The organism is Bacillus cereus group sp. N6, assembly GCF_016483705.1.
Classification (GTDB): domain Bacteria; phylum Bacillota; class Bacilli; order Bacillales; family Bacillaceae_G; genus Bacillus_A; species Bacillus_A wiedmannii.
In genome coordinates, this window is record NZ_JAEHBI010000012.1 from 25,629 (window position 1) to 48,115 (window position 22,487).

Sequence of the window (22,487 nt, forward strand, 5' to 3'; positions counted from 1 at the left end):
ATATAATTCACTTTAATTTGTATTGAATATAGAAGTGATTATGCTATGAAAGTCATGTGTATACATGGCTTTTTCTTTGCAGTAATTTCTTACCTGTTGTTTCTATCGCATCCGCTGTAGCGTTATGCGGCGGGCTATTCATTATGGTAGGTAGCCAGGAACAGGGATTTCCCCTTATTTCAAGGGCTGGGATTGTCTATATAGTGGTTCAAATGATTTCGTTATTTATGCGATTACTTGTTGGGATTGCTAAAGCTATTTTCTCCTACACTAGTAGGGCCTTTTTATTAACAGTAATTCCTCAATATGCAAGAAATATGCAAGTATGCATATTGTATTTATTTGGATATTTTCGTATGTTAAAATTAAATATAAGGATTTTTGTATGTAACGAACTGAAATCAGAAATACCCAATTAATTTTGAGAGGTGTTACATGTTTACAAATAAGAAATTAATTCGAATGGGTCTAACATTACTTGTATGTTTATTTGTAATTGAGTTTACAATCGGTTATTTTCAAGCATATCTTGAATCAACGGCAGGTATTAAATGGTTAATATCAGACACTTGGAAAACTATTTTGTTAGATGCCCCTGAAAGTATATTGGTTATTTTAGGCGCAATTGCTTTATATGATTTCACAAAAGAAACATCGCAAAAAGACGCATCCATTTAAATGCGTCTTTTTTATTTGCAGTAATTTCTTCAACATCATGGCATACTCTCACTATTACGGTCAAAATCGTTAGTTCCTTTTATCTGTACATCTTTGTCATGTAAAGTGTTTCCAGATTTTGTGACTATAGGATGAAATGGTTAAATAAATGTTTGTTTGAGATGTATGTTCGGTAGGAAGAAACCGATGCAGCCCAAGGGTTAGAAAAGAAAAATAGGGAGCTAATCAAACGTTTGTTTAAGATGTATGTTCGGTAGGAAGAAACCGATGCAATTCAAGGGTTAACAAAGAAAAATGTGGAATTAATCAAACGTTTGTTTAAGATGTATGTTCGGTAGGAAGAAACCGATGTAGCCCAAGAGTTAGCAAAGAAAAATAGGGAGTTAATCAAACGTTTGTTTAAGATATATGTTCGGCGAGTGATGAGAGAAGAATCTAAAAAAATATATATTTATTTTTTCTTAACAAATGGCGGGAAAATAAGGAAAATTCGCAGGATTATTAAAATTTATCACGAAATAAGTAAAAGTTTAGCGAATAATCGTTTGAAATAATAAAACGTTTTCTATATGATAAAGGTAAAGGTTAGTAAAAAAGTAGGTGAATTTATGACAGTAACATTTTATTCATATCCAAAGTGTGGCACATGTCAAAAAGCAAAGAAATGGTTTGAGGCAAACGATGTAGCATATGAGATGATTCATATTGTTGAAAATCCACCATCAAAAGAAGATTTACGTAATTTACATGAAAAAAGTGAATTACCATTAAAAAAATTCTTTAATACAAGTGGAATGCGTTACCGCGAACTTGGTCTGAAAGATAAGTTAAAGGATGCAAGTGAAGATGAAATGTACGAACTTTTAGCATCTGATGGCATGTTGATTAAACGTCCAATCGTAACAAATGGAACGAATGTAACACTTGGTTTTAACGAAGAGCAGTTTGAAAGTGTGTGGAAAAAGTACCAATAAGGTATTTTTACATAATTAATACATTCACTGGAGGTACAGTCATGAGCATTCCAAATAATTTACGTTACTCTGAAGAACACGAATGGGTAAAAACTGAAGGTAATGAAGTTGTTATCGGTATTACTCACTTTGCACAAGGTGAGCTAGGCGATATCGTATTCGTTGAACTTCCTGAAGTAGGTGCAACAATCGAAGCTGACGAGCCATTCGGAAGCGTAGAATCTGTTAAAACAGTTTCTGAGTTATACGCACCTGTAAGTGGTAAAGTTGTAGCAGTAAACGAAGAATTAAGTGACCAACCAGAACTTGTTAACGAATCTCCATACGAGGGTGCATGGATGGTTAAAGTTGAACTTTCTGATGCAAGCCAAGTTGAGAAGTTATTAACTGCAGAAAAATATGCAGAAATGACAAACCAAGACTAATTATAGTCGACTAAAGGACAGCCTTTGTGCTGTCCTTTTTTATTTTGTGTAAAATAATGAACGTAGAATCATATACTAATTATCGTGTAGGAGAACGTTTTTTGAAAAAACGATTTCGTTTAATTTTTTATTGTCCAGCTCCACCTCCTAGCCCTTCATGTCTAAGAACCTTCCGCACGAGAAGACAAAAAGCGTCTTCTGTGCGAAAGAACCTTAGCCAACAGGGTTAAACAGTCGGTTCCGCTTTTCTTTATTGTCCAGCTTCAGCGGCTAGATTGTTCGGTGGCTTCGCTTCTTCCTACAAGGCAAAAAGCGCCTTTACGTCAGAAGCTCCATCCCCCTCACAATCTGAACGAGCCGCTTCCGCTTTTCTTTGTGATCCAGCTTCAGCGGCTAGAACAGTCGGTCATTTCATTCCTTCACTTGAGGCAAAAAGCGCCTCTAGTTCAGGAGTTCCAATGTCCTCTTGTTCTGAGCAAGCCGCTTCCGCTTTTCTTTTGCAAAAATAAACAGGAAACAACATGAAAATAACGAATATACTATATACTAAGTTAAAGGTTGTATAGTATATGGTGATCGGGTGATGACATATGATTTATGTAGAAAAAGTCATTATTGTAGAAGGTAAATCAGATAGAAGAAAGATTGAATCTATTATTCGTGAACCGGTGGAAATTGTTTGTACAAATGGTACAATTGGTTTATCGAAAATGGATGAGCTCATTGATCAGTTTTTTGATAAGGAAGTGTATGTACTAGTGGATGCTGATGATGCTGGAGAAAAGTTAAGGAAGCAATTTCGAAAAGAATTTCCGCAAGCAGAGCATATTTACATTGATCGCTCGTACCGAGAAGTGGCAACTGCGCCATCTTCACACTTAGCAAATGTATTATGGGGAGCTGACATTGACGTTTATACAGAATATTTACGGTAAGGAATGATAGAAGTGATTGATTGGACAGGAGCCGAAGCTACAGCCCTAATAGAGAACGAAGAAAAAACAGTGTTATATGTATATACTCCAATGTGTGGAACATGCCAATTAGCAAAAAAGATGTTAACAGTTGTTGAGCTGACAATTGAAGACCTCCAAATTGGAATGTTAGATTTAAATTATGCTCCGCATTTAGCGAAAGAGTATGGAATCGAAAGTGTACCGTGTTTACTTGTTTTTGAAAATGGGACACTCATGAAGAAGATATATGCATTTCATTCGGTTGAATATTTATATACGGAATTAAAGTAGGCGGCAAAGTTTTTGCCGCCTCGACATATTTCTCGGGAAATATGTCGAGATGCAGGGTGGTTACAGTATTTGTCGAGCGAAAGTAACAGGATTGCTCTTTAGTGAGAGGGAATGGTATGTGTAATAGAAAGTGATATGAAGGATGTGATTTAGGGTGAAATTATATTCTTTGCTGCAATCATTTGTAAATTACGCTAATGGTCAATATCATTTAGAGCCGCTTTTAAGACAAGGAGAAAAAACTGTTAATTTCCGCTTTGGAGATGAAAGTTGTTCGTTACAAATTTCAAGAGATTATATAGAGCTGCTACATGAGGAAAGAGGAACGGAGCAAATCGTTTGTGTAGATGAGGAAGATGTAAAACAATTGGTGAACGGAAATGTACGATTGCAAATGCTAATGAACGATGGACGTGTACAATATTCGGGAACGTATCGAACGATGCTATTAGTTGAATCGATGTTCCATATATGTAAACCGATGTCAGTAGGTGCTTAAAATTCTGAAGTTTCATTTTTTACGAAAATTTCTGTTGACATGGTGTGTGGATATTGATACAATTCAATTCATAAAATATAGACAATTTCATAAATTACAAATCAGACGAAAATGTAATCTGATTTCTCTTATCAAGAGAGGTGGAGGGACTGTGCCCTGTGAAGCCCGGCAACCGTCAACTTATGTTGAAATGGTGCCAATTCCTGCAAAGCAAATGCTTTGAGAGATGAGAGAGAGGGATAATGTTGTTATATACGCATATAAACCTTTCTGCTTCTCTAAAGCGGAAAGGTTTTTTTATTGTTTGAATGTGGAGGACATTCAAACAATAAAAGTAGTGATAACGGTGGACTACACGCATTAAAAATAAAAAATTGCGGAGTCGACCAAAAATCTAGCTTCAGCGGCTAGAACAGTCGGTCGTTTCATCCCTTCCTATGAGGCAAAAAGCGCCTCTACGTCAGGGATTCGGGCGTCCTCTTGTTCTAAACGAGCCGCTTACGCTTTTTAAACAAAAAAAGGGGTGAACATCATGATCTTGTTAGAAAATGTAAAGAAAATATATAAAGCAAAAAGCGGTGATGTCACTGCTGTAGATAATGCCAATTTAAAAATAGACAAAGGTGAAATATTTGGTGTAATCGGATATAGTGGCGCTGGGAAAAGTTCTTTAATCAGATTATTCAATCAGTTAGAGAAACCAACTTCTGGCCAAATTACAATTGCAAATCGTGTGATTTCAGCAATTACAGGGAGTGAACTTCGTAAGGCAAGGCAAGAAATCGGAATGATTTTTCAGCACTTCAACTTACTTTGGTCACGAACTGTACGCGAAAATATCGAGTTCCCACTTGAAATTGCAGGTGTTGATAAGGCGAAGAGAAGAAAACGAGTGGATGAGTTAATTCATCTTGTTGGATTAGAAGGAAGAGGGGACGCGTATCCATCTCAGCTGAGCGGAGGACAAAAGCAACGCGTTGGTATTGCAAGAGCATTAGCTAACAATCCACAAGTGCTTTTATGTGATGAAGCGACATCAGCTCTTGATCCAGAAACGACAGATCAAATTTTAGATTTATTATTAGATATTAATAAGCGTCTCGGTTTAACAATTGTACTCATTACACACGAGATGCACGTGATTCGAAAGATTTGTAATCGAGTGGCGGTAATGGAGAAAGGGAAGATTGTAGAAACGGGTCCAGTACTTGATGTATTCCGCAATCCGCAGAAAGACATTACAAAGCGATTTGTACAGCAGTTAACGGATTCTGAAGATACAAATGAAACGATTGAAAGTTTAATTGAAAAGTATCCAGATGGTAAAGTAGTTCGTTTGCAGTTTATCGGTGAAGCTGTAGAAAGACCAGTACTTCAAAGATTAATGCAACGCAGTGATATAGAAGTTAGCATTTTGCAAGGAAACATCGCCCAAACAAATAACGGCTCTTACGGTAGTTTAGTTATTCATTTAAATGGTGAGGAAACAGCGATTCAGCAAGCAATAGAGGGAATACATCAAGATCAAGTAGAGCTGGAGGTGATTGCACATGGATAAGTTACTCACAAATATTGATTGGAATCAAATGTTAGAAGCAACTGGTGAAACGTTATATATGACGGCAATCGCAGCTCTTGCCACATTTGTTTTAGGACTAATTTTAGGATTGTTACTCTTTATGACAGCGAAAGATAATTTATGGGAAAACAAATCGGTTAACACGGCGATTGGAGCGTTCGTAAACATTTTCCGCTCGATACCATTCATCATTTTAATCATTTTATTAATCCCATTCACAAAGATTCTGCTTGGAACAATTCTTGGAGCGAGTGCAGCACTGCCAGCTTTAATTATTGGAGCGGCACCGTTTTACGCGAGAATGGTTGAAATTGCACTTCGCGAAATTGATAAAGGTGTAATTGAAGCTTCAAAAGCAATGGGAGCAAAAACAAGCACTATTATTTTGAAAGTATTAATTCCAGAATCGTTACCAGCATTAGTATCTGGTATTACGGTTACAACAATCGCTTTAGTAGGCTATACAGCAATGGCGGGGGTTGTTGGTGCTGGTGGCCTTGGAACACTTGCTTATTTAGAAGGATTCCAGCGAGGAAATAACGATGTAACAATCGTTGCGACAATTTGTGTATTACTAGTGGTATTTTTCATTCAGTGGATTGGTGATAGTGTAACGACTCGAATAGATAAACGATAATAAAAAAACAGGAGGATGTTTCAAATGAAAAAATTATTACTTACAGCACTTATTTCAACTTCTATTTTTGGGTTAGCTGCTTGTGGCGGGAAAGATAAAGATGAAAAGAAACTAGTTGTGGGGGCTTCTAACGTGCCGCACGCTGAAATTTTAGAAAAGGCAAAACCGTTACTTGAGAAAAAAGGAATTGAATTAGAAGTGAAAAAGTTCCAAGATTACGTGTTACCAAATAAATCGTTAGCGGATAAGGATTTAGATGCAAACTACTTCCAGCATATTCCGTATTTAGAAAAAGAAATGAAAGATAAAAAATATGATTTTGAAATAGCAGGGAAAATTCACTTGGAACCAATTGGTGTATATTCTCAAAAATATAAGAGTTTAAAAGAACTTCCAGACGGGGCGACAATTATTATGAGTAATTCCGTTACTGACCATGGACGTGGTTTAGCAATTTTACAAAAAGAAGGCATTTTAAAAATTAAAGACGGAGTAGATCCAGTTAGTGCAACTCCAAAAGATATTGCAGATAATCCGAAAAACTTAAAGTTCAAAACGGATATCGAGCCTGGTTTGTTACCACAAGTGTATAACAATAAAGAAGGCGACGCTGTTTTAATTAACTCGAACTATGCAATTGATGCGAAATTAAATCCAGAAAAAGATGCAATTGCAATTGAAGGTGATGATTCTCCATACACAAACGTATTAGTGGTTCGTAAAGGTGATAAAGATAAAAAAGGGATTAAAGAGCTTGTAGAAGTATTGCATTCTAAAGAAATCGAAGACTTTATTAATAAAGAATATAAAGGAGCGGTTGTTCCTGTAAAAGAATAATTGCTGAAAAGAGCTGGTGTATGCCAGCCTTTTTTATAACTACATAACTATAGGGGAGAAGGGGACATCATATGAAAAAGATTCTATTGTCAGTTGTTACAGCACTGTCTGTATTTACATTAGCTGCTTGCGGAGGGGAAGAAGAGAATAAGCTTGTTGTGGGAGCTTCTAACGTGCCACATGCTGTTATTTTAGAAAAGGCACAGCCGATACTAGAGAAAAAGGGCATTAAATTAGAGATTAAAAAGTTCCAGGATTATGTTTTGCCGAATAAAGCGTTAGCGGATAAGGAAATTGATGCGAACTACTTCCAACACATTCCTTACTTAGATAAAGAAATTCAAGAAAAGGGATATAAAATTGTAAACGCAGGAAAAATCCATTTAGAGCCAATGGGCATTTATTCTAAGAAGTATAAAAGTTTAAAAGAATTGCCAGATGGCGGAACAGTTATTATGAGTAATAACGTAGCGGAGCGTGGCCGTATGCTCGCATTGTTACAAAAAGGTGGCGTTATTAAATTAAAAGACGGTGTAGATGTTGTTAAAGCAACAGTAAAAGATGTTGTAGAAAATCCGAAAAACTTAAAGTTTAAAACAGATGTAGAACCGGGACTTTCACCGAAGCTATATGAAAATAATGAAGGTGATGCTTTATTCATTAATTCAAACTACGCAATTGATGCGAAATTAAATCCAACAAAGGATGCAATTGCGATTGAAGGATCAGACTCTCCGTATGCAAATATTATTGCAGTTCGTAAAGGTGACGAGAAGAAAAAAGAAATTAAAGAACTAGTAGAAGTACTGCATTCAAAAGAAATTCAAGATTTTATTAATAAAGAATATAAAGGTGCTGTACTTCCGGTAAGTGAATAAATATAAGGGAAGGACTGGAAAATTACCAGTCCTTTTTTCTTTATATAAATAAGAAGAAAGGTGTATCATATAAAGATGCAAGGGAAATACTTATATACATTTGTGAAAAAATTGTTACTTTTTTTCGTCGTTTGCGATATCATTTTATTTGATATAAAATTAGAATGAGAATAAAATGAGAATATGAACGTTTTAGGAATTTTTAAAATGTATATAGAGGATTAATGGAGGTATTGAGATGGCTGGTTCTACATTAACGGTTAAAGACTTACACGTATCAATCGACGGTAAAGAAATTTTAAAAGGTGTAAACCTTGAAGTAAAAGGTGGAGAAATCCACGCAATTATGGGACCTAACGGAACAGGTAAATCAACTTTATCTTCTGCAATTATGGGTCACCCAAAATATGAAGTAACAGAAGGTAGCATCATCATCGACGGTGAAGATGTATTAGAAATGGAAGTAGATGAGCGAGCACAAGCAGGTCTATTTCTAGCAATGCAATATCCAAGTGAAATTAGCGGAGTAACAAACGCTGACTTCTTACGTTCTGCAATTAACGCACGTCGTGAAGAAGGCGATGAAATTTCTCTTATGAAATTTATCCGTACTTTAGATAAAAACATGGAATTCCTAGAAATGGATCCAGAAATGGCACAACGTTACTTAAACGAAGGTTTCTCTGGTGGAGAGAAAAAACGTAACGAAATTCTTCAATTAATGATGATTGAGCCAAAAATCGCAATCTTAGATGAAATCGACTCAGGTCTTGATATCGATGCATTAAAAGTTGTATCTAAAGGTATTAACCAAATGCGCGGCGAAGATTTCGGTTGCCTAATGATTACGCATTACCAACGTTTATTAAACTACATCACTCCAGACTTCGTTCACGTTATGATGAACGGTCGTATCGTTAAATCTGGTGGCCCTGAGCTTGCACAACGTCTAGAAGCTGAAGGTTACGACTGGATTAAAAAAGAATTAGGTATTGAAGACGAAACAGCAGAGCAAGAAGCGTAAGAGAGGAGCATAAACATGACAATCGGTACATTACCTTTCGATCAAGAAACAATCCGTCAGCGCGCAAGCGAAGTAAACGAAGCTGCTTGGTTGACTGAGTTCCGCTTACAAGCTCTTGCACAAGCAACTGAACTTCCAATGCCAACGCCTGATAAAACGAAAATTGAAAAATGGGACTTTATCGGAAAAGGCGACGCTGCTAAGCAAGAGCCTGTAAGTTCTTTAACAGAGCTTCCAGAAGCAGTGAAAAACTTAATCGATGAAAATAACAGCGTATTAGTACAACGTACTGGTACAACTGCATTCGTTTCTTTAGCAGACGAAGCAAAAGAAAAAGGTGTTATTTTTACAGACATCGTAACAGCTGCAACAGAGCATGCTGAACTATTACAAAAGTATTTAATGAAAGACGGCGTGAAGGTAGACGAGCATCGTTTAACTGCACTTCATGCTGCATTAATCAACGGCGGTGCATTTGTATATGTTCCGAAAAACGTTGTTCTTGAAACTCCACTTCAAGCTGTATTCTTAGTAGACGGCGAAGAAGCTAACGTATATAACCACGTATTATTCGTAGCTGATGCGAACAGTACTGCAACTTATGTAGAAAACTACGTTGCAAATGAAAATGCTAAAGGTATTGCAAATATCGTAGCAGAAGTAATCGTGGAACAAGGCGCACAAGTGAAATTTGGTGCGGTTGATCTATTAGCAAAAGACGTAACAACTTACGTTAACCGCCGCGGTGTTGTTGGACGCGACGGCCGCATTGATTGGGCTCTAGGCCTTATGAATGACGGAAACACAATTTCAGAGAACGTTACGAATTTAATGGGCGACGGATCATATGCTGATACAAAAACAGTAACAATTGGTCGTGGTAACCAAACACAAAACTTTACAACTAAAGTTGTTCACTTCGGTAAACACTCTGAAGGTTGGATTTTAAAACACGGTGTACAAAAAGATAGTGCAACATCTATCTTTAACGGAATTGGTAAGATTGAACATGGTGCATCTAAATCAAATGCACAACAATCTTCTCGCGTTCTTATGTTAGATGAAAAAGCTCGCGGTGATGCAAACCCAATTCTTTTAATCGACGAAGATGATGTAATGGCAGGTCACGCAGCTTCAGTAGGCCGCGTAGATCCGTACCAATTATACTACTTGATGAGCCGTGGTATTCCAAAACGCGAAGCAGAACGTTTAGTCATCCATGGATTCTTAGCACCTGTAGTAAATGAGCTTCCAATTGAAGGAGTAAAGGCACAGCTTGTTGAGGTAATTGAAAGGAAAGTTCGCTAATGAATATTCATGAAATACGCAAACAGTTTCCAATTCTTGATCAAAAAGTGAACGGCAAACAACTTGTATATTTCGATAGTGCAGCAACTTCTCAAAAACCAATTCAAGTCATTGAAACGTTAGAACGTTACTATAAAGAATATAATTCTAACGTGCATCGCGGTGTTCATACGCTCGGTACGAAAGCTACCGACGCGTATGAAGGTGCACGCGAGAAAGTTCGCAAGTTTATTAACGCGAAATCAATGGAAGAGATTATTTTCACGCGCGGAACGACAACTGCATTAAATACAGTAGCGGCTAGCTATGGTCTTGAAAATGTAAAAGAAGGCGATGAAATCGTTATTTCTTACATGGAACACCATAGTAACATCATTCCGTGGCAACAAGTTGCGAAGAAAACTGGTGCAACTTTAAAATACCTTCCGCTTCAACCAGACGGTACAATTTCTTTAGAAGATGTTCGTCAAACAGTTACACCGAATACAAAAATCGTTTCTATTATGCAAGTATCAAACGTACTTGGAACGATTAACCCTGTAAAAGAAATCGGAGCAATTGCACATGAAAACGGTGCAATCATGATCGTTGATGGAGCACAAAGTGCACCTCATATGAAAGTGGATGTACAAGATTTAAACTGTGATTTCTACGCATTATCTGCTCATAAGATGTGCGGACCTACAGGTATCGGCGTATTATATGGTAAAAAAGAATTGCTGAACAATATGGAGCCAATTGAATTTGGCGGTGAAATGATTGATTTCGTAGATTTACAAGAATCTACTTGGAAAGAGCTTCCGTGGAAGTTTGAAGCAGGTACACCGATTATCGGTAATGCAATCGGACTTGGTGCGGCAATTGATTTCCTAGAAGAAATCGGTCTTCATAATATTGAAAAGCATGAACATGAATTAGCGCAATATGCTTTAGAAAGACTATCAGAAGTAGATGGCGTTACAATTTATGGTCCAAAGCATCGCGCTGGTCTTGTTACATTTAATATTGAAGACGTACATCCTCATGATGTAGCAACTGTATTAGATGTAGAAGGCATTGCGGTTCGCGCAGGACACCACTGTGCACAACCGCTTATGAAGTGGCTGAAAGCTTCTTCTACAGCACGTGCGAGCTTCTATTTATATAATACAAAAGAAGAAATTGATACATTTGTTGAATCACTAATCAAGACAAAGGAGTATTTCACAAATGTCATTTAATAATTTAGATACGTTATACCGTCAAGTTATTATGGATCATTATAAGAATCCTCGTAACAATGGCGTGTTAGAAGATAGTGTTACTGTTAACTTGAACAATCCAACTTGCGGCGATCGTATTCAACTTACGATGAAAGTAGAAGAAGGTATTGTACAAGAGGCGAAGTTTGAAGGAGAAGGGTGTTCTATCTCAATGTCTTCAGCTTCGATGATGACACAAGCAGTAAAAGGTAAGAAAATTGAAGAGGCACTTCAGCTTTCTAAAATTTTCTCTGACATGATGCTAGGAAAAGAGTACGATGACAGCATTGATTTAGGAGATATTGAAGCATTACAAGGCGTATGCAAGTTCCCTGCACGTATTAAATGTGCAACATTAGCGTGGAAAGCGTTAGAAAAGGGCTTAAACGAAGATAAGTAATGTTAAAGGTTCCTAAAAACGAGGTTATCTAAGGAGGGACACACCAACATGGCGAAGCAACTGCCAGATATCGGCGATTATAAATATGGTTTCAAAGACAAAGACGTTTCGATTTTCCGTGCTGGACGCGGTTTAACAAAAGAAATCGTTGAAGAGATTTCACGTATGAAAGAAGAACCACAGTGGATGTTAGACTTCCGTTTAAAATCACTGGATAAGTTCTATGAAATGCCAATGCCACAATGGGGCGGCGACTTAAACGACTTAGATTTCGATGAAATTACGTACTACGTAAAACCATCTGAGAAATCTGAGAAGTCTTGGGATGAAGTACCTGAGGAAATTAAAGCGACATTTGATAAATTAGGTATTCCTGAAGCTGAGCAAAAATATTTAGCTGGTGTATCTGCACAGTACGAATCTGAAGTTGTATACCACAACATGAAAGAAGACCTAGAAGCTCTAGGAATCGTCTTCAAAGATACAGATAGCGCATTAAAAGAGAACGAAGATATTTTCCGTGAGCATTTCGGAAAAGTAATCCCACCAACAGACAACAAATTCTCTGCATTAAACTCTGCAGTTTGGTCTGGTGGATCATTCATCTACGTTCCAAAAGGTATTAAAGTGGATACACCACTTCAAGCGTACTTCCGTATTAACTCTGAAAATATGGGACAATTTGAGCGTACGCTTATCATCGTAGACGAAGGCGCACACGTACACTATGTAGAAGGTTGTACAGCACCTGTTTACACGACTAACTCACTTCACAGTGCGGTAGTAGAGATCATCATTAAGAAAGATGCATATTGCCGTTATACAACAATCCAAAACTGGGCGAACAACGTATACAACCTAGTTACAAAACGTGCGGTTTGTGAAGAAAACGCAACGATGGAATGGATTGACGGTAACATCGGATCTAAATTAACGATGAAATACCCAGCGGTTATCTTAAAAGGCGAAGGCGCTCGTGGTTTAACATTATCTATCGCGATTGCTGGTAAAGGCCAACACCAAGATGCTGGTGCGAAAATGATTCACTTAGCACCAAACACGTCTTCAACAATCGTTTCTAAATCGATTGCGAAGCATGGTGGTAAAGTAACTTACCGTGGTATCGTGCAATTCGGACCAAAAGCGAAAAACTCTCGCTCTAACATCGAGTGTGACACGTTAATCATGGATAACCAATCTACATCTGATACAATTCCTTACAACGAAATCAAAAACGATTACGTTTCACTTGAACACGAAGCGAAAGTATCGAAAGTATCAGAAGAACAATTATTCTACCTAATGAGCCGCGGTATTTCTGAGCAAGAAGCTACAGAAATGATCGTAATGGGCTTCATCGAGCCATTCACTCGCGAACTTCCAATGGAATACGCAGTTGAAATGAACCGCCTGATCAAGTTTGAGATGGAAGGTTCTATTGGTTAATATATGTATGAAGAAAGCGCCCTGCACAGCAGGGCGCTTTCTTATGTTGTGCTGGGGTCGATTCAGTTTAGGTCAGTCTGGTATACCCAGGTTGGTATTCAGCTGAATATATTAGCGATTATTCAAATATATCGACCACAACTCGTAATATATCGGCGATTATTGCAATATATCGACGATTCGACAAGGGATATCGACTTATCGACAAAGTAAGACAAAAGAAATTCCGTATATACCCCACAACATGTTGTAGGAAAAGAGACCGTCTGGAAGTAAGGCAAAGATACTGACAAATCCACTGACAATCTATTGGAAAATCCAATTGAAGCCCACCTACCGAACTCTCTGTTAAACTTTTTGACAAATCCCCGGAACCCCAACAAACCCCCCGTTCAATCATCTAAAACCCTTCCACACACTAGAAAAAGTTTTCTTATCAAAAAGGACAATCTTTTGCTTTTTCTTATAATGCGAGTACAATGTAAAATAGCAAGAAAAGACGAAAAGTATTTACAGGATTATTGCGTACGTGTAGCGTAAATGGCAGTAAGGAACTGAGAGGAGGTTTTTTCTCTGAATATAAATAAAGAAACAATCATCCACCTTTATCATACAAACGATATACATAGTCATTTTGAAAATTGGCCGCAAATTTCTCGGTTTGTACAAGGGGAGAAAAAGCGAAGACAGGAAGCGGGAGAGACCGTTTTGACGGTTGATATCGGCGATCATGTGGATCGTTTTCATAGTATTTCGGAAGCGACGAATGGACTTGGCAATACGAAGCTTTTGAATGAGGCGTTATATGATTATGTAACAATCGGAAATAATGAAGGAATTACGTTAGCGAAGGAGCATTTGAATCGTCTATATGATGCTGCTGGATTTGAGGTGCTCGTCGCGAATTTATTTGAAAAAGAAGGGGTACGTCCAGCGTGGGCAAAGCCTTATAAATTACATACAACGACAGATGGAATTACGATTGCCTTTATCGGATTAACAGTAGCGTATCCAGAGTTTTATCATATGCTCGATTGGCATATTGAAGATCCGCTTATCCATTTAGAGTCTATTTTAGAAGAAGTGCGAGATGAGGCTCATATTACGGTTGTCCTTTCTCATCTTGGAAAAAGCATGGATGAGTATATGGCAGAGCATTATGATATAGATGTTATTTTAGGTGCACATACGCACCATTTATTTGAGCGTGGCATTCTTATGAATAATACTTTACTTTGTTGTTGTGAAAAGTGGGGACGTTACGTTGGGCACGTTCAGCTTACTGTGGATAAAGAGACGAAGAAGCTGTTGAAAAAGGACGGTAGAGCGATTAAGACAGAACGTTTAGGTGCTTATAGCAAAACGTTATCCACAATTGAATTGCTGCAGGAAGAAAGTAAACAGATTATGGCAGAGCCTGTCGTTCATTTAAAGGAATCTTTACCAGTCGATTGGTTTCATGAGACGGCATTTTCGCACATGTTAGCAAATGCGCTGAAAACGTGGTGCGGTGCAGAAATTGGAATGGTGAACGCTGGTGTGCTATTAGAGGGATTAAATGAAGGTGTTGTGACGCGCGGAGATATTCACAGAATTTGTCCACATCCAATTAATCCATGTTTATTAAAAGTGCCGGGGAAAACGTTAAGAGAAGTTATTTTGAAAGCACGTCGCCCGAATATGGAGAACCTTGAGGTAAAAGGATTCGGATTTCGTGGAAAAGTGATGGGGAAAATGATTTACGCTGGTGTCGAAGTCATTCCAGATATGATTCCTGGGAATAAAATTTTACTGGAAGATGTATTGATTAACGGGGAATCGCTGGAATTAGATCGTATATATACGGTAGGAACGATTGATATGTTTACATTCGGATACTTATACCCAGAGCTATCCACACTTTCTGACAAACAATATTATATGCCAGAGTTACTCAGAGATGTGTTAACAGACGTGTTGATAACTCATACATCTTCCGTCAAACTATAGGCTAGTTAACTTGTAACACTCATTTTTCTCTTGTCATACAGATAAGAAAGAGAGGAGTGTGAACTATGGTTAATGTGGAGCCAATTATAATCGATAATTATACGTTTATTGCGGTTAGCGTCAAACTTCCAAAGACAAATTTGCTAGCTGTAATGAGCGATAAAGGATATATTATGTGCGGTGCATTAGATGTAGGTCTTTTAAATGAGAAGTTAGGTGATCGAGGAATTATTGCTGGCCGTGCGGTTGGTGTAAGAACGATTGAACAACTTCTTGAAGCGCCGCTAGAATCAGTAACGATTGAGGCCGAAGCATTAGGTATTACGGCAGGCACAATCGGAAAAGAAGCATTATTAAAAATGAGATAAGCATATATCGTCCCTCCTTCTTGCATAGAAATGATATAAGAAGGAGGTTTTTTTATGAGTATATTTCGTTCGAAAAATTCGCGGTTTCGAAGGGGACCAATTTCCTTTCGGCACATACTGCTTATGTCGTTTATTCTTTTTGTCATATTACTCGTGCAAGGATTATGGATTGTGAATAAAAGCATTCAGCCGACATTACTTAAATATGGGGAAGTAGAGACGCATAAAATGGCGACAGCGGTTATGACGAAGGCGGTAAAAGATAGAATTAATGAAGGGTTTGATGTCGATTCATTAATGAAAGTACAAAATGATAAAAACGGGAAAGTATCCACAATTAATTTAAATACAAAGCAAGTAAATGAAATCGTAACGTCAACGACCACATACATAGAAAAATATTTACAGCAAGTAGAACAAGGTGATTTGAAGGGGCTAGGTATTTCTGAAAAAAATGGAGCAACGATGGCAGTTCCTTTTGGTCGTGTAACGGATAATGCGCTTCTTGGAAATATAGGTCCCGATATTCCAATTGATTTCACGACGATTGGTCATGTGAATACGGATATTAAACAAAAAATTGAACCGCACGGGATCAATACGACAGCGATTCAAATTATTATGGAGATGGAAGTCACGTTGCAAGTGATTATTCCATTTCATACGAAAGAAATAAAGGTAAAACAAGATGTTCCGATTGCAACGCGTATTGTTCAAGGGGAAGTGCCTACTTATTATGGAAGTGGGAGTGTTGTTGTACCTGATAAAAAGAAAACGGATAGTTAGCCGAATTAAAAAAATAACCGTAGCAATATGCTACGGTTATCGTTTTGTATGCGTGCGTTCTTTTCGCTCCCAAAGACTTAAATGCATGTATGGATCGAAAGCCCATTCTGTATAACCATTGTCTTTATACATACCGAAATGTAGGTGGGGCGGGAATTTTCCAGCTGTGCCGGGAGGGCCGTAACCGGTGCTACCGACAAATCCGATTACTTTTCCTGGTTCGACAATTTGTCCAAGCTGTATTTCTTTTGAGAATCCGCCTAAATGAGCGTAATAATGGTAATTATTATGAAGGTCGCGAATACCGATGCGCCATCCGCCAAGACGGTTCCAGCCTTTTGTTTCAATAATGCCATAGCAAGTAGATCTTACTGGTACACCATAGCCTGCAAAAATATCAGTTCCTTCATGAACTCTCCTTCCCCCAAAACTTCTTCCAGCACCGAAAGTACTACGGTAGCTATGGTCACTACGAATCGGAAGAGGGAAAGCATTTCCTTCTAAATTAATACGTCCGTAATGTTTATAAATTTGGGCGTATTCGGTAATTAATTCAACTGTTTTCGCACGTCTATAATATTCCCAAAGCATAATGTGAACACGGTCTTCGGACGTTCCTTGTTTCTTTAAAATTGTCGCTGCTGTATGCAGAAGATCACGGTCGTTATTTGCGTTTGCAAATCCATCTTTGTCACCATCTAAACCCAATCCGCCAAATAGAGAAATTGTATGGGGGAGAGTGTCGTTACCATTAACGGGACCAGCCCATATTTCTGGTTTGAAATAAAGGGAGATAATGGCATCTGGTTTTTTCGGAATATCTTTTCTTACGCTCCGTATATTTCTTTCGTATTGATCCATTGCAGCTAAGTAATACCACGGAATGCCTGAAGATTGCTCGGTTTCTTTATATAGTGCCATGCGCTTTTCGTATATGCTTTGCTGATTATCTTCACCGTAAGCGATATTTTGGTGGAGAAGAAAGCAAATCGAAAGCAAAAGAGAAATTTTTCGAAGCATGAAATAGACTCCTTTCACAACATCACTCTTTTTAGTGTGGGATATACGGAGTATTTCATTATAGGGAACGATTGGAAAAAATCTTAGAATCTTCATTTGAGCAAATCGCTTTCATACGTTAGAATAGATATGTTACATTGAAAGAAGCGAACACGGTAAATTATTTCATATTGTGCGGAGTTGATAACCATGACAAAACAAACAGAATATAAGCGCAAGCCCGAATGGTTGAAAATTAAGTTAAACACGAATGAAAACTATACAGGCTTAAAGAAAATGATGCGTTCTAAGAATCTTCATACAGTTTGTGAGGAAGCAAAATGTCCGAATATTCATGAATGCTGGGCTGTAAGAAAAACAGCAACATTTATGATTTTAGGTGCGGTTTGTACACGTGCTTGTCGTTTTTGTGCGGTTAAAACAGGCTTACCAACTGAGCTTGATTTACAAGAGCCAGAACGCGTAGCAGATTCTGTAGTACAAATGGGCTTAAAGCACGTTGTTATAACAGCGGTTGCACGTGATGATTTAAAGGACGGGGGAGCAGCTGTTTTTGCTGAAACAGTACGCGCTGTACGTCGTAAAAATCCATTTACGTCAATCGAAGTATTACCATCTGATATGGGTGGAGTAGAAGAAAACTTAAAAATGTTAATGGATGCAAAACCAGATATTTTAAACCATAACATTGAAACAGTACGTCGATTATCTGACCGAGTTCGCGCTAGAGCAAAATATGATCGTTCATTAGAGTTTTTACGTCGAGCAAAAGAAATGCAGCCTGATATTCCAACTAAATCGAGCATTATGGTGGGCTTAGGTGAAACGAGAGAAGATTTAATTGAAGCGATGGATGACTTACGTGCAAACAATGTGGATATTTTAACTCTTGGACAATACCTACAGCCATCTAAGAAGCATTTACCAGTTCTTAAATATTACCCACCAGCAGAATTTGCAGAGCTTAAAGAAATTGCACTTAGCAAAGGCTTTAGCCACTGTGAAGCTGGCCCGCTTGTGCGTTCTTCTTACCATGCGGACGAGCAGGTTCGTTCTGCAAAAGAAAAAACAGCAGAAGCAAAATAATGAAAAAAGAGAGCTAATCATTAGCTCTCTTTTTGTTTATATTCTAAAACAGTATTTGGGCATGTTAATAAGATTTTCTTTAATTCCTCTGTGGATAATTCAATTGTAAATTCAGGTACACCAGGTGTAATTAAAATTTTATCGTAAGCATAAATAGCACTATCCACAATAATCGTTACATTTTGTGAATAACCGAAAGGAGCTACACATCCTGGAGTACAGCCTGTTTCTTCTCTTAGCTCATCAGGAGAACAGAGAGATAAGCTTTCTCCTGTTATTTCTTTCATCTCTCCTCGGTTGAGCCTTGTACCCTCTAACGTAAAAAATACGTAATAATCTCCAGACTTTGATTTTAAAAATAAGCTTTTACTTGGAGTGCCGTGTAAGCCAAGCCTTTCACGTACGATACGATCTGTTTCATAATCGAGTACTGGTTCGTGTTCAAACTTTTCGTAAGAAGCATTTGTTTTATGTAGTAAAGCAAGTACATCTTCGTACATATGGAGTGATACCCCTTTCTATTGTTAGTACAGTTTCTTCTCGTGGCGTCAACTGAATGTGTTGGAAAGAGATATTACTTGGACGGTGCTTCCCATAATCGTTTTAGGATACATTGTTTATCGAGTGTAATTTCGTAAATATCAGGATTCGTTAAAGCTCTCCATTCAATAAAGCCGATCGTATGATCAAAGTGCTTTAAAATGAGCGTCAGTAAGTTGCCATGTGTAACAAGTAGTGTTGTAGTATGGTTTAACTTTAAAACGTCTTGGATAAGTGATATAGCACGATCCGTCGCTTGTTTTGTTGACTCTCCGCCTGAAAAGGCGATATCTATATTTGTAAAAGTAGATTCTAGTTTTTGCAACCAATCATCCATTGGAACGTCGCTTAATATGCGTTCAGCTAATCGTTCATCTTCTTGGATAGACAAGTTAGCTTGAAGCGCATAGGGCCGAATAGAATCGATAGCTCGCACAAATGGGCTTGAAATAATATGATCTATTTGTGATTGGTTTTCTAAGAGGAATGTAGCAAGAGTGCTTGCTTGATTTTTTCCTGCAATCGTTAATTCGGCATCACGTTCTTGTCCAGTTGCTGAACAATGTCGTATTACAATCAATTTCTTCACAATTCATCCCCATCTTTCAAGTTGACGCTATATACTTCGACAAATGTGGGAAAAATTCCTTTTTATTGGAAACGGCATATTGATTTAAATATGTGGAAAAGTAATGTGGATAAATGAACATTTGAGGTGTAATGATGAAAAAAATGATATGTATTATATTCGGTCTTTGTTTTTTTATACACTTGTCCACAACATATGCAGAATCCAATCAAAAATTAAATTATCCAAGCAATCGAAATAAATCATTTGTGAGTGAAGATGTGTTTTACGAACAGTTAGATAAGAAAATCTATAAAGAATACAACAATGCAGCATATAGCGTTCGAAAAAAGATTTTATTTAAAGAAGTGCCGGATAAAGAATTTTCTTTCAGAAAAAAAGCAGCCGTGGGTTGTCGTAGTAGCGTGGTACTTCAAGATTTTTTTGTTCACCCTGATCGCCAAGTTTATTTTTTTGCTTCCTTTTCTCAAAATGAAGCAGAAGAGTTTCATAAGTACATTGTTATAGATGCAGAAACAAAGAGGGAGCTGCAAGAGGGCAAGAGTTATCATCATTGCGAAAATCGTGGTAAAAAATAACCCACCAGCTGGTGGGTTATTTTTTATTCCGGTACACTCATTAATTTCTCTTTCATTTTACGAATAAGAATGACAGCACCAATTGTGAAGAGAAGGGTAATTCCTTCTGCAACAAAGATGTTAATTGTTTTTGTTTGATAAAGTGCCGCGAAAAAGTCTACAAATGCGTGGAATAATATAGCGTAAACAAGGAAGATATATTTCTTCTGTTTTACTGCGTATAAGACAAGCATTGTAAAGGCAATTTGCAATACAAGAGCCATAATTCTTTCCAAGCTGCCAAGGAAGTATAAATAAGCAGGTTGTTCTATTAACATATCCTTTACAAGATTTAATTGTGGTAGTTTTTCTGCCATTTGAGCGAAGCTACCATTGTTAATAGCATTAGCGAATATAAGTGTCTGCAATGCAGAGAATCCGCCAACTAAAATGGATTCAATCCCGCCGTGACCAATTCCATAAGCGAAGCCATCTTTATATTCTAGATATTTTTTTAGTAGGAAGAAGAAGGCAACGAAGCGTCCTAATTCTTCAAAAATACCAGCAGTTAGTCCGCCATAAATTGCAAAGACAAACGGATTTTCTAAAAATGGAGCGATTGCTGGATTACCACGCATAAATAGGTGGAACGGTGTTTCGAGAATTTGGGTAAATCCAATAAAGATAAGAACACCAACGCCGACCACTTTCCAATTAATATTATATTTTTTACGGAAATAAACAAACGCAATAATAGGTACCAGAATCGAAATCACAAGTTGAATTGTGATACTGGCAATTACCGTACTTGAAACCATACTTTCACCGCTTTCTAATATATGTACATATCTATTATGCATGAAATATAGTGGAGATGAAACTTTTAACAAAAAATGAATTTACTTATTGACTCTAACGTTGCGTCATACTTTATCGTATGTATTAAGGGGGAGATACACATGACAATGAAGGTAAAAGAAGTAGCTAATTTAGTTGGAATTAGTGTGCGCACACTGCATCATTACGATGAAATTGGGTTGTTAACCCCAGACGAGACGACAGAGTCTGGATATCGTCTGTATTCCAATAAAAATTTAGAGACATTGCAGCAAATTTTATTTTTTAAAGAGCTAGGCTTCCCTTTGAAGAAAATTAAAGAAATTATCATGAGTCCATCATTCGACCACGAAGAAGCACTACAGCTTCATAAGAAAATGCTTCTTGAAAAACGTGCCAGATTAGATAAGGTGATTGCGACAATTGATAAAACAATTCAGCATACAAAAGGAGAGATTGAAATGACGAATAAAGAGAAATTTGAAGGCTTCGATTTCAGCCATAATCCGTACGAAGAAGAAGCGCGTGAACGATGGGGAGACGCAGCTGTAGATAAAGCGAATGAATACGCGAAAGGTATGTCAAAAGATAATCAAGAAGAGTTTAATACTATTTACAGAAATTTAGCGGCGCTTAGACACGGCGCACCAGATTCTAAAGAGGCACAGGAAGCAATCGGGGTATGGTACGATTACTTGCAAAACTTTGGAGAATATTCACTAGATGCTTTTAAAGGACTCGGTCAAATGTACGTCGCTGATGAGCGCTTCACGAAAAATATCGATAAGTTTGGTGAAGGTTTAGCACAGTTTATGTGTGATGCGATGGAGGTTTATGCGGATCGTAAGAAATAGTAAAAAAGGTGGAGGTTTTCTCCACCTTCTTTATTTTTTAATCATATCATTCAAAGTCTGATCCCCCGTATTGTTTAAATGAGGATTTTTGCTCATTTCTCGCTTTAGCATGTCGAGGCTCTGTGTATATTCTGTATCATTTAAGCTACCTGATTGAAGGCCTTGAATTTGAGAAATCAACTTTTGGTCTGTTGATACATATGCTTTATAATAGCGAGGGACGATGGACAAAGCAGCTTTATATACTTGATCCGCTACGAGTTTTGGATCCGTTGTGTTTGCACGGTATACAACAAATACTTCATCATCGGTAACGAGCGTAGCAGCGTTTGTAACGTCAGGAAGTTTGACTGTCATGCTTGTAATCATTTCAGCGACTTTCTCACGGTTAATGGCTCCTACTTGTTTGTTAGATACTTCATGTTTTTGTTTAGATGAATAACCGACTCTCGTTAATCTTGTATTTGTATTTTCCGTATGATACATGTCGTTTTTATTGGAAACAAGAACACGACTGCCTTCTTCACGTTCCATTTCGGCTTTATTAGATGATTGACAGCCTGCAAATAAGGAAAGAGTGAGGAGAGAGAGTATAATTTGTTTTTTCACGATGTATCACCTCCTTCTCCATAGCATGCACTAATTTTCAATTTTTTGTATTTGAAATTGTTGGTTGGTATGCTTTGTG

At 37.6% G+C, this 22,487-nt stretch carries 27 protein-coding genes and 1 riboswitch; of the genes, 22 read left to right on the plus strand and 5 right to left on the minus strand.

Features of this window, described 5'->3' with window-relative positions; translation table 11 throughout:
* The first annotated feature begins 56 nt into the window (after positions 1-56).
* The 19 genes from JDS99_RS31975 to yunB all read left to right on the plus strand — a co-directional run bounded on the left by JDS99_RS31975 (position 57) and on the right by yunB (position 16,316).
* Complete coding sequence (locus JDS99_RS31975) at positions 57-419, plus strand: hypothetical protein (protein WP_242475725.1); 363 nt, start codon at positions 57-59, stop codon at positions 417-419.
* A 16-nt stretch (positions 420-435) separates the two neighbouring features.
* Positions 436-678 carry a DUF3937 family protein gene (locus JDS99_RS11420; RefSeq protein WP_141542775.1) on the plus strand — a complete coding sequence of 81 codons (243 nt, stop codon included), beginning with the start codon at positions 436-438 and terminating at the stop codon, positions 676-678.
* Between the two features lie 608 nt (positions 679-1,286).
* On the plus strand, positions 1,287-1,652 hold the full coding sequence (locus JDS99_RS11425) for an arsenate reductase family protein (RefSeq protein WP_000218969.1): 366 nt from the start codon (positions 1,287-1,289) through the stop codon (positions 1,650-1,652).
* 41 nt (positions 1,653-1,693) lie between these two features.
* Positions 1,694-2,077, plus strand: a complete 384-nt coding sequence (gene gcvH, locus JDS99_RS11430; RefSeq protein WP_000026896.1) for a glycine cleavage system protein GcvH — start codon at positions 1,694-1,696, stop codon at positions 2,075-2,077.
* A 590-nt stretch (positions 2,078-2,667) separates the two neighbouring features.
* Positions 2,668-3,012, plus strand: coding sequence for a toprim domain-containing protein (locus JDS99_RS11435; RefSeq protein ID WP_000640866.1), 345 nt, complete (start codon positions 2,668-2,670; stop codon positions 3,010-3,012).
* A 3-nt stretch (positions 3,013-3,015) separates the two neighbouring features.
* A complete protein-coding gene (locus JDS99_RS11440) occupies positions 3,016-3,324 on the plus strand; it encodes a thioredoxin family protein (protein WP_088064734.1) in 309 nt (102 codons plus the stop codon).
* A gap of 154 nt (positions 3,325-3,478) precedes the next feature.
* Positions 3,479-3,823, plus strand: a complete 345-nt coding sequence (locus JDS99_RS11445) for a hypothetical protein (protein ID WP_000781217.1) — start codon at positions 3,479-3,481, stop codon at positions 3,821-3,823.
* Between the two features lie 125 nt (positions 3,824-3,948).
* Positions 3,949-4,056, plus strand: a riboswitch (SAM riboswitch).
* A gap of 299 nt (positions 4,057-4,355) precedes the next feature.
* Positions 4,356-5,381, plus strand: coding sequence for a methionine ABC transporter ATP-binding protein (locus JDS99_RS11450; RefSeq protein ID WP_088064733.1), 1,026 nt, complete (start codon positions 4,356-4,358; stop codon positions 5,379-5,381).
* On the plus strand, positions 5,374-6,039 hold the full coding sequence (locus JDS99_RS11455; protein WP_000359548.1) for a methionine ABC transporter permease: 666 nt from the start codon (positions 5,374-5,376) through the stop codon (positions 6,037-6,039). The genes JDS99_RS11450 and JDS99_RS11455 overlap by 8 nt, the downstream gene beginning before the upstream one ends.
* A 24-nt stretch (positions 6,040-6,063) precedes the next feature.
* The gene (gene metQ / locus JDS99_RS11460; RefSeq protein WP_097891388.1) at positions 6,064-6,876 is read left to right on the plus strand and encodes a methionine ABC transporter substrate-binding lipoprotein MetQ; all 813 of its coding nucleotides are present in this window, start codon (positions 6,064-6,066) and stop codon (positions 6,874-6,876) included.
* Positions 6,877-6,947: 71 nt separating this feature from the next.
* The gene (gene metQ / locus JDS99_RS11465) at positions 6,948-7,754 is read left to right on the plus strand and encodes a methionine ABC transporter substrate-binding lipoprotein MetQ (RefSeq protein ID WP_097907384.1); all 807 of its coding nucleotides are present in this window, start codon (positions 6,948-6,950) and stop codon (positions 7,752-7,754) included.
* A gap of 238 nt (positions 7,755-7,992) precedes the next feature.
* On the plus strand, positions 7,993-8,778 hold the full coding sequence (gene sufC, locus JDS99_RS11470; protein ID WP_000929161.1) for a Fe-S cluster assembly ATPase SufC: 786 nt from the start codon (positions 7,993-7,995) through the stop codon (positions 8,776-8,778).
* A gap of 15 nt (positions 8,779-8,793) precedes the next feature.
* Entirely contained in the window at positions 8,794-10,086 is a 1,293-nt protein-coding gene (gene sufD, locus JDS99_RS11475) for a Fe-S cluster assembly protein SufD (protein WP_000152177.1), read from the plus strand.
* Entirely contained in the window at positions 10,086-11,306 is a 1,221-nt protein-coding gene (gene sufS, locus JDS99_RS11480; protein WP_001020765.1) for a cysteine desulfurase SufS, read from the plus strand. Before sufD ends, sufS begins: the two co-directional genes overlap by 1 nt.
* Positions 11,296-11,727, plus strand: coding sequence for a Fe-S cluster assembly sulfur transfer protein SufU (sufU, locus tag JDS99_RS11485; protein WP_000009525.1), 432 nt, complete (start codon positions 11,296-11,298; stop codon positions 11,725-11,727). The genes sufS and sufU overlap by 11 nt, the downstream gene beginning before the upstream one ends.
* A gap of 48 nt (positions 11,728-11,775) precedes the next feature.
* Entirely contained in the window at positions 11,776-13,173 is a 1,398-nt protein-coding gene (gene sufB, locus JDS99_RS11490) for a Fe-S cluster assembly protein SufB (protein WP_001118829.1), read from the plus strand.
* A 597-nt stretch (positions 13,174-13,770) separates the two neighbouring features.
* A complete protein-coding gene (locus JDS99_RS11495) occupies positions 13,771-15,162 on the plus strand; it encodes a bifunctional metallophosphatase/5'-nucleotidase (protein ID WP_088608551.1) in 1,392 nt (463 codons plus the stop codon).
* 65 nt (positions 15,163-15,227) lie between these two features.
* A complete protein-coding gene (locus JDS99_RS11500) occupies positions 15,228-15,530 on the plus strand; it encodes a YunC family protein (RefSeq protein ID WP_000248463.1) in 303 nt (100 codons plus the stop codon).
* Positions 15,531-15,584: 54 nt separating this feature from the next.
* Positions 15,585-16,316 carry a sporulation protein YunB gene (yunB, locus tag JDS99_RS11505; protein ID WP_046954393.1) on the plus strand — a complete coding sequence of 244 codons (732 nt, stop codon included), beginning with the start codon at positions 15,585-15,587 and terminating at the stop codon, positions 16,314-16,316.
* 36 nt (positions 16,317-16,352) lie between these two features.
* On the opposite strand, the gene JDS99_RS11510 is transcribed toward yunB, so the two are convergent.
* A complete protein-coding gene (locus tag JDS99_RS11510) occupies positions 16,353-17,336 on the minus strand; it encodes a M23 family metallopeptidase (protein ID WP_199695104.1) in 984 nt (327 codons plus the stop codon).
* 189 nt (positions 17,337-17,525) lie between these two features.
* Between JDS99_RS11510 and lipA the strand changes: the two genes are divergently transcribed.
* Positions 17,526-18,422: a lipoyl synthase gene (gene lipA / locus JDS99_RS11515; RefSeq protein ID WP_000166369.1), complete on the plus strand. Its 897-nt coding sequence runs from the start codon at positions 17,526-17,528 to the stop codon at positions 18,420-18,422.
* A 20-nt stretch (positions 18,423-18,442) separates the two neighbouring features.
* On the opposite strand, the gene JDS99_RS11520 is transcribed toward lipA, so the two are convergent.
* Both JDS99_RS11520 and JDS99_RS11525 read right to left on the minus strand, forming a co-directional pair.
* Positions 18,443-18,922 (minus strand): YbaK/EbsC family protein, encoded by a 480-nt coding sequence (locus tag JDS99_RS11520; protein WP_048542306.1) that lies wholly within the window; start codon positions 18,920-18,922, stop codon positions 18,443-18,445.
* 74 nt (positions 18,923-18,996) lie between these two features.
* The gene (locus tag JDS99_RS11525) at positions 18,997-19,551 is read right to left on the minus strand and encodes a histidine phosphatase family protein (protein ID WP_199695105.1); all 555 of its coding nucleotides are present in this window, start codon (positions 19,549-19,551) and stop codon (positions 18,997-18,999) included.
* A gap of 134 nt (positions 19,552-19,685) precedes the next feature.
* Here JDS99_RS11525 and JDS99_RS11530 point away from each other — a divergent pair, with 134 nt between their 5' ends.
* Positions 19,686-20,129 carry a hypothetical protein gene (locus JDS99_RS11530; protein WP_088064728.1) on the plus strand — a complete coding sequence of 148 codons (444 nt, stop codon included), beginning with the start codon at positions 19,686-19,688 and terminating at the stop codon, positions 20,127-20,129.
* A 23-nt stretch (positions 20,130-20,152) separates the two neighbouring features.
* Here JDS99_RS11530 and JDS99_RS11535 read toward each other — a convergent pair whose 3' ends face one another.
* The gene (locus JDS99_RS11535; RefSeq protein WP_116868002.1) at positions 20,153-20,968 is read right to left on the minus strand and encodes a YhfC family intramembrane metalloprotease; all 816 of its coding nucleotides are present in this window, start codon (positions 20,966-20,968) and stop codon (positions 20,153-20,155) included.
* A gap of 99 nt (positions 20,969-21,067) precedes the next feature.
* Between JDS99_RS11535 and JDS99_RS11540 the strand changes: the two genes are divergently transcribed.
* On the plus strand, positions 21,068-21,799 hold the full coding sequence (locus tag JDS99_RS11540; RefSeq protein WP_060488132.1) for a MerR family transcriptional regulator: 732 nt from the start codon (positions 21,068-21,070) through the stop codon (positions 21,797-21,799).
* Between the two features lie 30 nt (positions 21,800-21,829).
* Here the strand turns inward: JDS99_RS11540 and JDS99_RS11545 are convergent, their stop codons facing one another.
* Positions 21,830-22,408 (minus strand): YhcN/YlaJ family sporulation lipoprotein, encoded by a 579-nt coding sequence (locus JDS99_RS11545; protein ID WP_046954398.1) that lies wholly within the window; start codon positions 22,406-22,408, stop codon positions 21,830-21,832.
* Between the last annotated feature and the right edge of the window lie 79 nt (positions 22,409-22,487).